14 protein-coding genes and 1 tRNA gene are annotated in these 14566 nt (G+C 63.0%); 2 read left to right on the forward strand and 13 right to left on the reverse strand.

Annotated features, from left to right (window positions below; all coding sequences use genetic code 11):
* Positions 1-91: 91 nt before the first annotated feature.
* The 12 genes from LDN95_RS07820 to infA form a co-directional block, all read right to left on the reverse strand.
* Positions 92-2479: a type ISP restriction/modification enzyme gene (locus LDN95_RS07820; protein WP_226017104.1), complete on the reverse strand. Its 2388-nt coding sequence runs from the start codon at positions 2477-2479 to the stop codon at positions 92-94.
* 54 nt (positions 2480-2533) lie between these two features.
* Positions 2534-3640, reverse strand: coding sequence for a site-specific integrase (locus LDN95_RS07825; RefSeq protein WP_226017105.1), 1107 nt, complete (start codon positions 3638-3640; stop codon positions 2534-2536).
* A gap of 88 nt (positions 3641-3728) precedes the next feature.
* Positions 3729-3959 (reverse strand): hypothetical protein, encoded by a 231-nt coding sequence (locus tag LDN95_RS07830; protein WP_226017106.1) that lies wholly within the window; start codon positions 3957-3959, stop codon positions 3729-3731.
* Positions 3960-4019: 60 nt separating this feature from the next.
* Positions 4020-4454: a helix-turn-helix domain-containing protein gene (locus tag LDN95_RS07835; protein WP_226017107.1), complete on the reverse strand. Its 435-nt coding sequence runs from the start codon at positions 4452-4454 to the stop codon at positions 4020-4022.
* A gap of 5 nt (positions 4455-4459) precedes the next feature.
* The gene (locus LDN95_RS07840; RefSeq protein ID WP_226017108.1) at positions 4460-4627 is read right to left on the reverse strand and encodes a helix-turn-helix domain-containing protein; all 168 of its coding nucleotides are present in this window, start codon (positions 4625-4627) and stop codon (positions 4460-4462) included.
* A gap of 100 nt (positions 4628-4727) precedes the next feature.
* A complete protein-coding gene (locus LDN95_RS07845) occupies positions 4728-5489 on the reverse strand; it encodes a hypothetical protein (protein WP_226017109.1) in 762 nt (253 codons plus the stop codon).
* A gap of 79 nt (positions 5490-5568) precedes the next feature.
* On the reverse strand, positions 5569-6819 hold the full coding sequence (locus LDN95_RS07850; protein WP_226017110.1) for an integrase arm-type DNA-binding domain-containing protein: 1251 nt from the start codon (positions 6817-6819) through the stop codon (positions 5569-5571).
* 164 nt (positions 6820-6983) lie between these two features.
* Positions 6984-7059: transfer RNA gene (locus tag LDN95_RS07855), tRNA-Phe, on the reverse strand.
* Positions 7060-7171: 112 nt separating this feature from the next.
* Positions 7172-7354, reverse strand: a complete 183-nt coding sequence (gene yacG / locus LDN95_RS07860) for a DNA gyrase inhibitor YacG (protein WP_226017111.1) — start codon at positions 7352-7354, stop codon at positions 7172-7174.
* Positions 7351-8343: a ribonuclease gene (locus tag LDN95_RS07865; RefSeq protein WP_226017112.1), complete on the reverse strand. Its 993-nt coding sequence runs from the start codon at positions 8341-8343 to the stop codon at positions 7351-7353. The genes yacG and LDN95_RS07865 overlap by 4 nt, the downstream gene beginning before the upstream one ends.
* Positions 8336-8953 (reverse strand): Maf family nucleotide pyrophosphatase, encoded by a 618-nt coding sequence (locus LDN95_RS07870; protein WP_226017113.1) that lies wholly within the window; start codon positions 8951-8953, stop codon positions 8336-8338. The genes LDN95_RS07865 and LDN95_RS07870 overlap by 8 nt, the downstream gene beginning before the upstream one ends.
* A gap of 22 nt (positions 8954-8975) precedes the next feature.
* The gene (gene infA, locus LDN95_RS07875; RefSeq protein WP_226017114.1) at positions 8976-9221 is read right to left on the reverse strand and encodes a translation initiation factor IF-1; all 246 of its coding nucleotides are present in this window, start codon (positions 9219-9221) and stop codon (positions 8976-8978) included.
* Positions 9222-9510: 289 nt separating this feature from the next.
* Here infA and LDN95_RS07880 point away from each other — a divergent pair, with 289 nt between their 5' ends.
* Positions 9511-12027: a TonB-dependent receptor gene (locus LDN95_RS07880; protein WP_226017115.1), complete on the forward strand. Its 2517-nt coding sequence runs from the start codon at positions 9511-9513 to the stop codon at positions 12025-12027.
* A gap of 27 nt (positions 12028-12054) precedes the next feature.
* Here the strand turns inward: LDN95_RS07880 and LDN95_RS07885 are convergent, their stop codons facing one another.
* Entirely contained in the window at positions 12055-12453 is a 399-nt protein-coding gene (locus LDN95_RS07885; protein WP_226017116.1) for a PilZ domain-containing protein, read from the reverse strand.
* A 134-nt stretch (positions 12454-12587) separates the two neighbouring features.
* Here LDN95_RS07885 and uvrC point away from each other — a divergent pair, with 134 nt between their 5' ends.
* On the forward strand, positions 12588-14531 hold the full coding sequence (uvrC, locus tag LDN95_RS07890) for an excinuclease ABC subunit UvrC (protein ID WP_226017117.1): 1944 nt from the start codon (positions 12588-12590) through the stop codon (positions 14529-14531).
* The last annotated feature ends 35 nt before the right edge of the window (positions 14532-14566 follow it).

Raw genomic sequence — 14566 nt, forward strand, 5'->3', positions numbered from 1 at the left:
CCCGCACCTTCCCGCATATGCTTGCGGCGAGCGGTATCAGTCCAGGGCATGTGCTTCCTCCATCGTCTCGACAACGACGCTGAATCACAACCTACTGATATCGCTCAACCACTTTTCGCTCGGGCTCTAAGACCGCAAGCAGATTTGAGGATGCTTTACCTAAGAACGTTATGGAGGGATTATCGGTATCCTGAAAAACCTCGTGCATTCGAAAAGACTGGCTATTTGTGACTCTATCAAAGTAGAGAAACTTCTTCATAAATGGCCTGTAGAGCGCGGACTTAACCTTGGTCTGTTCAAATTTTATCTCTGTACGAGACGCAAGGCGCTTATCTAATTCTCTGTGCCATTTAATGTCTGTGCTCGATTTATTGCCGGTCACTAGCGCTCGGTTGTAGGCAGCGATTAGATAGGTCATCTTGTCCGAGACTGAAGCGGCCCCGTCTCCATAGGCCCACTCGTCTTGTTTGGTCTGAACGCCGCTTGAAACGAGTTTGAAAATGGCCCTTGTAGCTGTAGACCTCGCGTCAGTTTTCGTATTCACGTCGACGAGTGGCAAAAATTCGCTCCAAGAGTCTTCAGCTTGGTTCAGCCAATCGTGCTTTCCATCTGGCCTAATTTCTTCTGTCTCCAATCCGCCAATGGATTGTGTGTGAGCGAGCCAAGATAGCTTATCCTCAGCAGTCTCCATCTCAGGGCGACGCGCATAACGTATACGTGCGCCGGATTTGCCTTTTCGTTTGACCATGAGCGCGATCATCACGCCCGTCTGAATACCAAAGACATTGTGCGTCGTGCCGGAAAGCTTAGGATTCTCTCGAACGTCTCCGCCTAAGTCCATCAGCCAGATTTCATTGAATTCCCGCGCCACCACTTTGCGGAAACCGTCATAAGCTGCTTTTGCAATAGGCTTTCGGCCTATGACGAATGCGACAATGCCATCATCTGGAATGCGATCAGATGCCCAACGAACGAAGCGCGTATACATGTCATAGACGCTGCTTTTGTTCTGCGCCGTGCCCTCTTTGATGTAAGTCTGCTTGATACGCTCATCTACGCGCGCATAAGCTCGGTTAGCATTGTCCTGATTATAGTTTTCCTGCCACGCATTATAAGGCGGATTGCCGATTATAACGCTGATTTTGCGCCGATTCTGCCGCTTAATCCGCTCGACGTTCTCATCCGTGATCGAACCGAACATATCGAACTGGTGGCCCGAATAGATTCCCAAGGCCGCCACATTGTCCAGCGTATCGACCAAGCACAGGTTCTCGAACTCGGCAAACTGCCCTGTGATCGCCTGATAGGTTGCTTCGATGTTCAGGTTGGCCACGTAATAGGGCAGGATCGCAATCTCGTTGGCGTGCAGCTCTTCCTTGTATTTGTGGCGCAGCTTGTCGCCATGCCCGCGAAAGCTTTCCAGCAGTTCCACGATGAACGTGCCAGTGCCGGTGGCCGGATCGAGTATTTCGACGCCCCGGTCTATCAGGTTCTTGCCAAAGTGCTTTTCGCAGAGCCAATCGGTGCTGCGGATCATGAACCGCACGATCTCGCCCGGCGTATAGACCACGCCCAGCTTGTCCGCCGCCTTCGGATTGTAGACCTTGTAGAAGTTCTCGTAGAGGCCCTTGAGAAAGCCCTGCTTTTCCGAATGAGTGGAAATCACCGCAGCCGTGGCGGCAATGCCCGAATAGTAGGGGGCAAGCGCGCGCAGCAGCATCGATTTCTCGCCGCGCGCGAAGAGCTTGTCCTCCAGCTTGTAAAGCTCGCTCGCCACGTTGTTCTGGCGGTGGAAGTCAGGGTTGTCGAAAACCTTGGCGAAGATGTCTTCGGTCAGGACGTGCTGAATCAGCATTTCCTGCACATCGTCGCGGCTCACTGCCGGATTGATGGCGTCCTGTGCGTGCTTCAGGAAGGCTTTCTCGGCCTTGTCGAAATCCTTCGAAGCCTTGCGCTTGTCAGCAATAAGGGCACGTAGTGCGTCCAGCACGGCTGGCAGGTCCGCCGCGAACTGCTTCACCGCCTTGTTGAACTCGGCAATCTCGCGCCGTTCATGCGCGAAGAACCGCGTCAGAAGGCCATAGAGCGCGTCGGTATCGTCCATGGCCACGCGGGCCAGTTCGGTGCCGTCCTGCACCAGCACGGCGGTGTGATCGTCAGAGAAGATGATATTGTCGCGCGGGTATCCCTTGCGGAACTTCGCCGCAATTTCCGCGTCCAGATCGTCGTCAGCGTCTTTGGCTTCCCAATATCCGAACGGAACCCGCAGGGCGTGTAAAAGAGCGCCATCGACGTAGATGCGGTTCTTTTGCGGTGTTACAATATCGTGCTCAGGCACAAAGCTTAGGTCTTGCGACCGTCCCCACCGCTTTAGCAAATCCTTGAACGCCTCGCGCAGCACGCTTTCACGGCGGCTACCGGACACTGTGCGCAGCCGGTCAAGTTCGGCGCGATATTCGTTGATTAGCTGACGGCTCAAAGTCTTGCCCCTTTGCGCAAGGCTTAGCAGTGCCGCCGCCGCCGCGCCAAGGGGTTACGCCAAGCCTTTGCCGCCCAATTTCTGCAACATGCCCATGACTTGCGCCAAGGTGGCGGGATCGATCGACGGGGTTGACCGGTCCGCCGCAATGCCCCGGATCAATTCGGCCTGCCGGTGCGAAGACATCGTGCCGTAGCTGGTCAGCGTGGTCATGGCGTGGGCGTGGCCCAGATTCTGCGACCACGCCTTGAACGCTTCGATGTTGGGGCACACGCGTTCGCCAAGCTGGACCAGCGTGTCACGGAACGAATGCGGGTTGAAATAGGGCAAGCCAGCCGCAGCGAAGGCATCGGCAAAAATCTTGCGAACCGGTCCGGCATTGGTCCAGCCATCGCGGCGCAAGCCCGCCGCAACGAAGCCGCCACTTGTGCCCAGCGCCACACGCGTTGCCGGAAACAGCGGGTCTTCATCGGACCAGAGCAGGACGGAGCGCAAGTGCTGGCACCAGTCGCGCACGATCGCCAGCGCATCGCCACCAACGGGGAAGAACCACGTCGAAAAGGTCTTGCTGGCTTTCGTGCGCACGTCGCGCGCATCCTGATCGACGCGGGCTTCTTGCAGATCGACGTGCTTCAGCCGGAACGAAGCCAGCGCCCCGTCGCGCGCGCCGGTCAGCAACGCGAAGGCCACCAGCGCGCGGTTGCGCTTTTCGATGTCGGTTTCGCAGGGCATGGCCGACAAGACATGATGCACCTGTTCCAGCGACGGGAAGGCCTTGTGCCGCACCGCCTTGGCAATGCGCACTTCGGTTTCGGCCAGGTTGAAATAGTCGGCATCGCCATAGCGCAGGCAGGACTTGTAACCCGGCTGGCCCGCCAGCCAGACGAAGAACGCGCGCAAGGCCGAAAGCGTCGAATTGACGGTGGCGCGGCTCAAGGGCTTGCCGGTGCGCACGGCCCGTTCGTCGTCCAGCTTGCGCTTGAACGCGACGGCCTGCTGGCGGTGGAACTTGCGGAAGTCCTTGTGTCCGTTTGCCTGTTCGAAGCGGTCCAGCGCCTTGGCAACGGCATCGATCGACGCTTCGCTGCGACGGCCCGCTTCCTTCAGATACTGGAAGTATTCCCGCTTCATCCGGGCATTGGCGGCGTTGGGCTTTGCCATGGCTTGTCAGTCCTTCGGTTTGTCACTGTTTGGTTAGGTGGCGCGCGCTCCATCAGGCAAATACCGGCTGGCGGGCGGGCTTTTCGCATCAGCCGGTCGGGCGAAAGTAAACATTGCTGGAGTCCGCCAAGGAACCTATCTTTGCGGGTGCGGCTTCGCTGCGATTGGTGCGCGCTCCGGATTTGGGATTCGGCAATGCGGCATCAGGCGCGGCGGGGCCGTTTTTGTGTTCCGACGCCTTGGCAACGGCATCGATCGACGCTTTGCTGCGACAGTCTATTTCCTTGATCCGGACGTTCGCGGCGTTGTGTTTTGCCATCGGCTGTCAGTCCTTCGGTTTGTCACAATGCAGGGAGGGGCGTGCGCGCTCCATTAGCCGTCAAGGTGCCTCTCTGCTTTGTGGCCTGATTTGGACGGCCAGCCGGGGCATGATCGTGGCAATCTTGGCCATGTTGGCACGGCGGTGCATCATCGTGCCGCACGCATCGCAAAGCGCCATCAGGTTGCCGGTGCTGCCCATGCCGGGGATGAACTCCACCATGCCCAAGGCGGGCAGGCGGGGTTCGCGGCACTTGAAGCAGTAGATCGTGCCCGGCGGGCAAGGGCGCTTGCGGCTGGTCTGGCGGGCCAGCAGAAATGCCCTTGCGATTGCGCCTTCGAACAAGGTTGGCCGGTTGCCGTCGATCGCCTGAAGGCCATCGCCCTGCCAGTGACGCACGGTGTTCTTGTGAACGCCAAGGCATTCGGCCAGTTCCTGCACGCTATAGATGCGGTGCAGCTTCACCCGGTAGGGATTGACCCGGCGGGCAGGCATCGGCCTTACTCCTGCCCCGCCACCAGACGGCGGATGGATTCCGCCTTGATAAGCGTGCGGCGGCCCAGCTTGAACGCTTCCAGCCTTCCATCAGCGATCATCGCATAGATCGAGGTGCGCCCAAGGCTAAGCGTGCGCGCGGTTTCGTTGATCGAGTAGGCAATGCGTTCCATCGGTGTGGCTCCAATTGGACCGTGGCGGGTGCCAGCGGGTGCAATGGAACATCAGCGAATCCGGGCAGGGTGTCGGCCAACAACTGCCAGAAACTGCCAATTACTCCGGGTGCCGGAGGTTATTGGCACCCTGCAGTTTTACGGCATTCAGTTCCGCCATGAAGCGCTTGCCATAGTCGCGTAACTGGCTGGTTTCGGGCGCATCACCGTGGGTATCGATGAACCACGCCCGCAAGTGGCGGGCGATGTCAGACTGGTTGGGGTCTTTGCCGTCATCACGAAACAGCCCGTCGGGGCTTCCATGCGCAAGCGCGGCCAGATGCAGCAGTGCCCCGTCCCAATCCCACTTGCGTGGCGCACCGCTGGGGTTGGACGGGGGCTTTGAAGTCAGGCGATCAATGGCCGGTAAGCCAGAACGATCGAACTTCACACTGTTGGCAGAACCGGTGGCGTAAACACCTGCATCGTTGTCTTCGAACGAGAAGTCGCCCGCAATCCAGTCAATATCGGCGGACCTTCGCAAGCGTTGCAGGTTGCGCCAGAAGTTGGGGCTTATCGCCCGGTCTTGCTCTTGCAGTTGAATTAGATGCTCTTCGCCATTGTCATGGTTGCCCTGCACAAAGCGGTACCAGACCGGGCGGGCCAGCAATGACCCCTCTGTCAGCCGACGCATCAACGCATCGGCGGCCTTGGCCATCGCGGCATGGTGCCGCTTTGCCGTGGTTTCGTATTCTGCGGTATCGTGAAGCGCATAGGCCTCACTCACGAGGCGCAAAGCTTCGCGAGAAGCGATCCACTCGCGCCGCTGATCAACCTGCTTCGATGCGCTTGGCGCACGTTTTGGGGAAGGCATGACCACCATTCTGTGGAACAGAACGGGAATGCACAAGGGCGGACGCTGGCGTATCCCTCTTTATCAACAGCCTCGGTTGCCGTTGGTCTTAACTCGCTTGCTGTTTCGGGAAGCGAAGAATGTCCGCCCCTGTGCGCAACGTGTCGAGATAGTCGGCCCACCACTGCGCCATATCGACGCGCTCCTGCCAGTGCGCCCCGCGATGGTATGCGGCGCGCACCGCATCCTTGTCCTTGTGCGCCAGTGCGCGTTCGATGGCGTCGGGCGACCACTTGCCGGATTCGTTCAAGAGCGTGCTGGCCATTGCGCGAAAGCCGTGGCCGGTCATTTCATCGTTGGCGTAGCCCATGCGGCGAAGCGCGGCGTTGACGGTGTTTTCCGACATCGGGCGAAGGTGCGTGCGGATCGACGGGAAGACATACTGGCCATCGCCGGTCAGGGCGCGCAATTCTGCCAGCAGGTCCAGCGCTTGGCGTGACAGCGGCACGACGTGTTCGGCGCGGGCTTTCATCTTTCCAGCCGGAATGCGCCAGACGTTGGCGTCAAAATCGAACTCTGACCATTCCGCATAGCGCAGTTCGCCGGGGCGCACGAAGACCAGCGCGGCCATTTGCAGGGCAAAACGGGTAACAGGGTGGCCGTCATATCCGTCGATCGCACGCAGAAGTTCACCGGCCTTCGTCGGTTCAAGGATGGCGGCGTGATGCTTTGACTTGTGGCTGGTCAATGCTCCACGCAGATCGCGGGTCGGGTCGGACGGGGCCAGTTGGTTGGCGATGGCGAAGCGGAAGACTTGGCTGGCGAACTGCATGGCGCGGTGCGCCGTTTCGGTGCGTCCGGTGGTTTCATACTTCCGCACCGCTTCGAGCATTTCGAACGGCTGGATTTCCGCAACAGGGCGCTGGCCGATGGTGCGATCCAGAAGCTTCAGGAACCATTCCTGCTTTTCGCTGGTGCGCTCCGAACGGCCTTCGCGTTTGCATTTGTCGATGTAGGCGCGTGCTGCGGCTTCGAACGAGTTGGCGGCGCTTACCTTTGCAGTATGCGCATCGCGCCGCTTTTTTTCGGCGGGATCAACGCCAGCCGCCAGAGTGGCGCGCGCGTCGTCTCGCATCCGCCGGGCGTCCTTCAGGTTCACGTCTGGATAGGTGCCGAAGCCTACCTTCTTTTCGATGCGCTTGGGCTGGCCATCTTCGTCACGGCCATCGACGCGGAACTTGAAGCGCCAAAGCTTTCCACCGGATGGCTGGACCAAAAGGAACAGGCCCTTTTCATCCGTAAGCTTGTAGGGTTTTGCTTGGGGCTTCGCATTGCGGATCGCAGTGTCTGTGAGTGCCATTGGGGGCCACGCCTTTCGCCGGTTTCAAACTGGCCCCCAAGGTGGCCCCCGGAATCACCCGGCTAAGGGCGTGCATAGGCGGACATCAGCGGTTAGGCCGACGTAGAACATGGCGGATTTCAGCCATTTTTTCAAGTTTTAGCGGATGTTGGCGAACAGGCCAATGGTGCCCGGGGACGGAATCGAACCGCCGACACCGTGATTTTCAGTCACGTGCTCTACCAACTGAGCTACCCGGGCATCGGGCGCCGGAGGGGCCTTGGAGAGGCCGACCGGCGATCGGAAGCGCGCCTATGGCGAAGCGGGGGAGGCTTGTCCAGTCCCGGCGGCGCATTTTTTTGATAGTTTTGCGTCAGTCCTGCTCGTCGACCTCGACCGGTGGGCCGGGCACGGCGTAACCGTCGTCCAGCCAGCGCATGAGGTCGCGATCGCGGCACCGCGTCGAGCAGAACGGACTGTGCTCGACCACGCGCGGCCGACCGCAGATGGGGCAGCGCTTGCCCGGAACAAGCGAGGGTGAAGAAGCGGAGGTCATGGCACCACCGCCTGCGCGAAACCGGCATGCAGTGCAAGCCTTGCGTCCTCGACCCGGCGGACCGAGCGTCCGCTGCGGCGGGCAAGCTCTGCCTCCCATTGGGGGCGTAGCGCGCGCAAAACGGCAGGCGCTGCGGTTAGCAGCAATACGCCGGGCTCTTGCACCCGCTCCGCCTGACGCAACAAGCGGCGGGCGGCAGCACCCGCAGCGTTGAGAGCAAAGCGCGCCACCTGTGAGGGCCTTTCAAGCCGCGCGACGAGCTGCACGAAGCCGAAGCCGTTCATGCCGGTCCGCTCGCCGCGCCAGCCGGACAGGGCCTCTGCCAGCGCAGCGTCGACCGTTTGGCGATCTGCCCGATGTTCGAGCGAGGGGAAGTCGATGCCGACCGATCCGCCGATGTCGAGGCGCGCAAGGGCTCCTGCGATGGCAGGCACGGCCGCCAGCGCGAGCGCGCGAGGGGGCAGCGCGCCGTCGATGTCGATCAGGGTCATGGCCGGGGTCGGGCACACCAGCAACGTTCCGCCAGAGAAGGCCACCTCACCGGTCAGCGCCTGTTCGACAAGGTCGTCCCAGCCCGCCACATCAAAGCTGCGGTCGGTGATGCGCAGCGTGCGGACCGGGTGGGGGCCTGCGGACAATTCCTCGGCGAGCGTGGGTGCTGGCGTGGGCTGGCGTTGGGGAGCGGGGCGCACCTGCGGCAATTTGGAACGGCCCCGTTCGGCCATGGCGGCGCGGGTGACTTGCACCATCAGCGCGGCGCCTTCGGTCAGGCCGCCGTCGAGGCCGTCGATCAGGGCGACGCTGTTGTCGGGCAGACGCACCGCGCCGCGCCGGGTGCCGCCCACGCGGTGCAGCAGGCTGGCGCTGGTCACTGCTCCCGCGCGCCATGGCTCGTCGTCCCAGACCACACGACTGGCCAGAATTTCGCCGTTCTCGACCAGGATGGCGCGCGTTTCGGCGATGCCTTCCTCGATGAGCCATTCAGGCAAGGGGTACTCCGGCTGCCTGCAACAGGCGGCGCGTTTCGAACAAGGGCAGGCCGACCACGCCCGAATGGCTGCCTGCAAGCCAGCCGCAAAAGCCCTCAGCCGCGCCCTGAATGGCATAACCCCCGGCCTTGCCGTGCCATTCGCCACCAGCGATGTAGGCTTCGATCTCGGCGTCGGAGAGGCGCTTGAAACGGACGATCGTTTCGCTCAACGCCTCGCGCAGCGTGCCGTCCGGGTAGAGCAGGGCGACGGCGGAAAACACGCGATGGCGGCGGCCCGAAAGCAGCGCCAGACAGGCGCGCGCGGTTGCCTCATCCTCGGCCTTGGGCAGGATGCGGCGGCCTGCGCCGACAACCGTGTCGCCCGCCAGTATCAGCGCGCCGGGCGCAAGAGCGGCAGCGGCGCGCGCCTTTGCAGCGGCTAGGCGCACGGCATGCGCGCGGGGAAGCTCACCCGGCAGAGGACTTTCGTCGATATCGGCGGGGGCAACGCCATCTGCCACCACGCCAAGCCTTGCCAGCAGATCACGGCGGCGCGGACTGGCAGAGGCAAGGATCAGTGGCGGGCGCGGATCAGCGACACCGTTTGTCGGCACATCCGAGGCGGTCACGTCACGACCGGGCTGAAAAGGGTCAGAATTGGCCGGGACCACCGCGACCGGGCATGAAGCGGTACGTGATCCGCCCCTTGGTCAGGTCATAGGGTGTCAGTTCCACCAGCACTTCGTCGCCGACAAGCACGCGGATACGGTTCTTGCGCATCTTTCCGGCGGTGTGGCCGAGGATCTCGTGGTCGTTTTCAAGCTTTACGCGAAACATCGCGTTGGGCAGCAGTTCGACCACGGTGCCGCGCATCTCGAGGAGTTCTTCTTTCGCCATCGGGCGCTTTCGGTTGCCTTTGTGCCTGGTTGCCGAACGTATCGTGGATAGCGCGGCAATCGGCAAATGGGCCGCGCGTGGCGCCCATAGCGGGCGCGCGCGCAAAAGGGAAGATGCTGCGTTACAGGCTTGTTGCGCCATGCTGACACGCTCCGATCCGTTCAGCATGCTGCAATGCGACAAAATGATACGCTTTCTGCGTTGTCGCCGGGTCGGTCGATCGACAAGTGAGGCGGCGGGACTGCAGGCGACCGCAAGGTTGCCTTTCAACGATGAGGTTTGAGTACCCGTGATCGAACTGCGTGGAGCAATGTCGCTGGCTGCGGCGGCGATAGGCATGACCCCTGCTGTCGTTGCCGCCAATGCGTTGCCGATGGCGCCTGCCGATGCGTTTGCCGATGCGCCGGCCGCTCCACAAGCCGCACCCGATGCGGGGCTGTCGGTGTCGGGTGAGCCGCTGGCGGTGGATCGCAACGGCGACGGTGTGGACGACAACGGGGAGATCCTCGTGATCGCGCGGCCATTCCTGAAGGGACAGGTCAAGGCCGAGCAGCCACCGATCGTCACGCTCGATGAAGCCGATATCGCGGCCTATGGCGTCGGTTCCCTGCAGGAACTGCTGGCGGCGCTGGTCCCGCAGACCGGGACTGGGCGGGGACGCGGTGACGGCACGCCGGTGATCCTGCTCAACGGGATGCGGATCAGCAGCTTCCGCGAGATGCGCGGGCTTCCCCCCGAAGCGATCCGCCGGGTCGAGGTGCTGCCCGAGGAAGTCTCGCTGAAATACGGCTATCGCCCCGATCAGCGCGTGGTGAACTTCATCCTGAAGGATCATTTTCGCTCGTTTGGCAGCGAAACCAGCCTGAACCTGCCCGCGCGCGGCGGCTATGCCGAAGCCGAGGAGGAGGCGACCCTGACGCGCATCGAGAAGGGCGCGCGGATCAACATCACCGGCGATTACCAACAGCGTTCCGCCCTGACCGAGGCCGAGCGCGGCATCGCCTATGCGACAACGCCGACATCCGGATCGGCCAACCCGGCGGATTATCGCACCCTGTTGGCATCGACCCGGTCGGGCTCGCTCAACGCCACGGTCGCGCGCCCGCTGAGCGGTGGCGCCGGGCTGACTCTCAATGCGTTGGTCCAGCGCGACAGCAGCGACAGCATGAACGGGCTGAAGTCCGATGATCCGGTCCTGTCGCTCAACACGATCAAGCGCACCACCACGGTCTCGGGCGGCGCTGCTCTCAACAAGCCGCTGGGCAGCTGGCAGATGGCGGCCACGCTCGATGCCAGCCATGTCGATGCCACCAGCATGATCGACACCGCCGACGCGGCCGACCCCTATCGCGCACGCAGTCGCACCGACAGCGTGACCTCGCTCGCCACGCTCAGCGGGTCGCCGGTGCGACTGCCGGGCGGCGAGGTGTCGCTGACCGGCAAAGTGGGCTTTGCCTGGTCGGGCATCATCGGCACCAGCACGCGCACGGCGGCCACGGATTCGCACTTGCAGCGCGGCGATGGTCAGGTCGGTTTCAGCCTTGATCTGCCGCTCACCAGCCGCCGCGAAGGCTTCGGTGCGGCGCTGGGCGACCTGTCGTTCAACGTCAATGCCGAGGTACACCATCTGTCCGACTTCGGCGATCTGACCGACTATGGCGCGGGACTGACGTGGAAACCGGTCGAGAAGCTGGCCCTTTCGGCCAGCTACATCGGCACACAGGCGGCGCCGGGGTTGTCCGACCTTGGCGGACCGACGGTGGTGACGCCGGGGGTGACGGTCTATGACTTCAGCACCGGGCAAAGCGTGGTCGTCACCAGCATCAGCGGCGGCAACCGCTCGCTGGCGCGCGAACGGCAGCGCGACATCAAGTTGGCGGCCGAATGGACTCTGCCGTTCCTCGCCAACAGTTCGCTGGTTCTGGAATACTTCCGCAACGCTTCGAACAACGCCACCAGCAGCTTCCCCTGGCTGACACCCGAGGTCGAGGCTGCGTTCCCCGGCCGGGTGGTGCGCGATGCGGTGACCGGGCGGATCGTGTCGATCGACAGCAGTCCGGTGACGATTGCCCAGACGCACAGTTCGCGGCTGCGCACCACGCTCAATCTGGGCGGAAACTTCGGCAAGCCCGACCCGAGCGTGCAACAGCGGCGCGGCGCATTCGGCGCATTGCGCGGTGCCGGGCTGGGCAGGCCGCCGGGCGGCTTTGGCGGCGCGGGCGCGCGTCCGGGTGGTGGAGCAGGCGCCGGACCTGGCGCCGGACCTGGCGGAGGCCGTGGTCCCGGCGGATTTGGTGGCGGTCCTCCTCCTGCGGACGGCCGGGGGCGGTGGAACCTGTCGCTCAGCCATTCGATCGAACTGACCAATACCGCGCAGATCGTGCCGGGGGGCACCGTGCTCGACCTGCTGAGGGGCGACGCCTTGACCACCAGCGGCGTGGCCCGACACAGCATCCAGCTTGATGCCGGGGTGTTCTATCGCGGCTTCGGCTTGCGCGCCAATGGCACCTACACCAGCGGCACCCATGTCGATTCGACCGACATTCCGGCGGCGGGGCGGCTGCGCTTCGGTCCGCTGGCCACGGTCAATCTGCGCCTGTTCGCCAACCTTGAGCAGATCGCGCATCTGCCGCCCGGCTCGCATGGCTTCCTGAAAGGCGCGCGGCTGACGCTGGCGGCGGACAACCTGTTCGACGGCCAGCAAAAGGTCACCGATGCCACCGGGCAGACTCCGCTGCGCTATCAGTCGGGGTATCTCGATCCGGCGGGACGGGTGATCAAGCTGGAGTTCCGCAAGCAGTTCTGACCTGCATGCGAACGGCGGGATGACCGGTCAGCAGCGGCTCTTGCGCCCTTGTACGAACTCGCGTGCGTGGCGGCGCTGCTGCGCCTGCTCATAGGCGCGATAGCTATCGGAGAAGTTGCGGATTTCGACGATGGCCGGCATCGGCAGCAATTCCTCGAACTCAAGCGCGACAAGGTCGGCGTGGCGGCGCACCACGATGCCAAAGGCTTCATGCCCGCAGGCTTCGAGGACCGCGCTTTCACCCAGACGCGCGCTGATGCCGGTGGCCAGAATGCCCGCACCGCTTTGCGACAGGTCAAGCAACCAGCACTTGTGGTGGCCATCGAGTAGGATCAGCGTGACCGGAATGCCGAGGCGGACGCGCGCAGCCTTGCGCCGTCCGATACGATGGCTTGCGGAAACGGGCGGAGGAACGTGAACGGACATGGTCCAGCCAGCTTCGTTCCCGAGCGGTGAAGGGCTGCATTCCGGGGCCATCGGTATGACTGCGGATAGACTGTTCGGGAAAACTGCCGCGCCGCTCTCCAAATTCGCTGCAAAACGTCCTATCTGCCAACGCTATGGCACGCACACCCGCCGGTACGCCGGCCACGCCCAACGGCGCCGAACGCTTCAACGAGGACAAGGCCACCTATGCCGTGCGTGGCGGGGACCAGCCCGACCTTGAGCGCGGTGTCGAAACCATCCGCGACACCGTGCGTACGCTGCCCGCGCGGCCGGGGGTTTACCGCATGTGCGACGTGCGCGGCGATGTGCTCTATGTCGGCAAGGCTCGGGTGCTGAAGAACCGGGTGGCCAATTACACGCAGGTCGACCGCTTGCCCAACCGGCTGCGGCGCATGGTCAGCCAGACCCGCAGCATGACCATCGTCACCACCAATTCCGAGGCTGAGGCGCTGTTGCTCGAAGCGCAACTGATCAAGCGCTATCGTCCGCCCTACAACGTGCTGCTGCGCGACGACAAATCGTTCCCGTTCATCCTGCTGCGCGCCGATCATGCCTTTCCCCGGCTGACCAAGCATCGCGGCGCGCGCAAGGCCAAGGGCAACTATTATGGCCCGTTCGCCAGCGCAGGATCGGTCAACACCACGATCAACGCGCTGCAAAAGCTGTTCCTTTTGCGCAGTTGCAACGATGGTTTCATGAGCCGTCGTGACCGGCCGTGCCTGCTCTATCAGATCAAGCGCTGCTCGGCCCCGTGCGTCGACCGCATCAGCGAAGCCGACTATGCCGAACTGGTGCGTCAGGCCAAGGACTTCCTGGGCGGCAGATCGGGCGCGGTCCAGCGCGAGATCGAGGCAGAGATGACGCAGGCCGCCGAGGCGCTCGATTTCGAGCGGGCGGCAAGGCTCCGCGATCGCTTGCGCGCGGCCACCTTCATTCAGGGCAGCCAGGCGATCAATGCCGAAGGCGTGGGCAATGCCGACGTGTTCGCAATGGCAAACACCGGCGGTCAGGTGGGAATCCAGGCTTTCTTCATCCGGGGCGGGCAGAACTGGGGGCATCGCGCATTCTTCCCCAGCCACACCGACGGACTGGACGATAGCGAAGTGCTGACCAGCTTCCTCGCCCAGTTCTATGAGGAAGTGCCGCCGCCCCGGCTGATCCTGCTCGACCGCGAATTGCCCGAAGCCGATCTGCTGGCCGAGGCGTTGCACGGGGCGGCAAGCGGCAAGGTCGAGATCTCGGTGCCCCAGCGCGGCGATCGGCGCCGGTTGATGGAGCAGGCCAGCCGCAATGCCACCGAGGCGCTGGAGCGCAGGCTGGCCGAAAGCGGCACCAAGGCGCGCACCAACCGCGATCTGGCCGAGTTCCTTGAACTGTCCGAAGTGCCTCAGCGCATCGAAATCTATGACAACAGCCACATTCAGGGCACCAATGCGCTGGGCGCGATGGTGGTGGCCGGGCCCGAGGGGTTCCTGAAAGGGCAGTACCGCAAGTGGAACATCAAGGTCGCGCAGACCAACGATGACTTTGCCATGATGCGTGAGGTGTTCCAGCGCCGCTTTGCCCGTGCACAGGAAGAGGATCCCGAGCGCGAGAACGGCACCTGGCCCGATCTGGTGTTGATCGACGGCGGCAAGGGTCAGATGAGCGCGGTGCGAGAAACGCTGGATGAACTGGGCATCGAGGACGTGCCGCTGATCGCGATCGCCAAGGGACCGCACCATGGGCGCGAGGGGCGCGAGGTCTTTCACTTTCCCGACGGACGCGAAAAGATGCTGCCGGTCAATTCGCCGCTGCTCTTCCACCTGCAACGGCTGCGCGACGAGGTGCACCGCTTTGCCATCGGCGCGCACCGCGAAAAGCGCAGCCGCGCGATCACTGCCAGTCCGCTTGACGAAATTGCCGGCATCGGTCCCGCGCGCAAGCGGGCGCTGCTGCTGCACTTCGGCACGGCGGGCAAAGTGCGTGCGGCCAGCCTTGAGGATCTGCAACGTGCGCCGGGGGTTAGCAGCGCGGTCGCTCAGACGGTCTATGACTTCTACCATCCTGCCGGGTGATCAGGGTCGCCTGGACGAACCAGTTTGAGCAGAGC

It is taken from the genome of Novosphingobium sp. FKTRR1 (genome assembly GCF_020404405.1).
Lineage (GTDB): Bacteria > Pseudomonadota > Alphaproteobacteria > Sphingomonadales > Sphingomonadaceae > Novosphingobium.

Bases quoted from the DNA above. Each gene is read 5' to 3' on its own strand.
- LDN95_RS07845 (WP_226017109.1), bottom strand. From the start codon at position 5,489: ATGGTGGTCATGCCTTCCCCAAAACGTGCGCCAAGCGCATCGAAGCAG.
- yacG (WP_226017111.1), bottom strand. From the start codon at position 7,354: ATGACCTCCGCTTCTTCACCCTCGCTTGTTCCGGGCAAGCGCTGCCCC.
- LDN95_RS07885 (WP_226017116.1), bottom strand. From the start codon at position 12,453: ATGTCCGTTCACGTTCCTCCGCCCGTTTCCGCAAGCCATCGTATCGGA.
- LDN95_RS07830 (WP_226017106.1), bottom strand. From the start codon at position 3,959: ATGGCAAAACACAACGCCGCGAACGTCCGGATCAAGGAAATAGACTGT.
- uvrC (WP_226017117.1), top strand. From the start codon at position 12,588: ATGGCACGCACACCCGCCGGTACGCCGGCCACGCCCAACGGCGCCGAA.
- LDN95_RS07840 (WP_226017108.1), bottom strand. From the start codon at position 4,627: ATGGAACGCATTGCCTACTCGATCAACGAAACCGCGCGCACGCTTAGC.
- LDN95_RS07850 (WP_226017110.1), bottom strand. From the start codon at position 6,819: ATGGCACTCACAGACACTGCGATCCGCAATGCGAAGCCCCAAGCAAAA.
- infA (WP_226017114.1), bottom strand. From the start codon at position 9,221: ATGGCGAAAGAAGAACTCCTCGAGATGCGCGGCACCGTGGTCGAACTG.
- LDN95_RS07825 (WP_226017105.1), bottom strand. From the start codon at position 3,640: ATGGCAAAGCCCAACGCCGCCAATGCCCGGATGAAGCGGGAATACTTC.
- LDN95_RS07835 (WP_226017107.1), bottom strand. From the start codon at position 4,454: ATGCCTGCCCGCCGGGTCAATCCCTACCGGGTGAAGCTGCACCGCATC.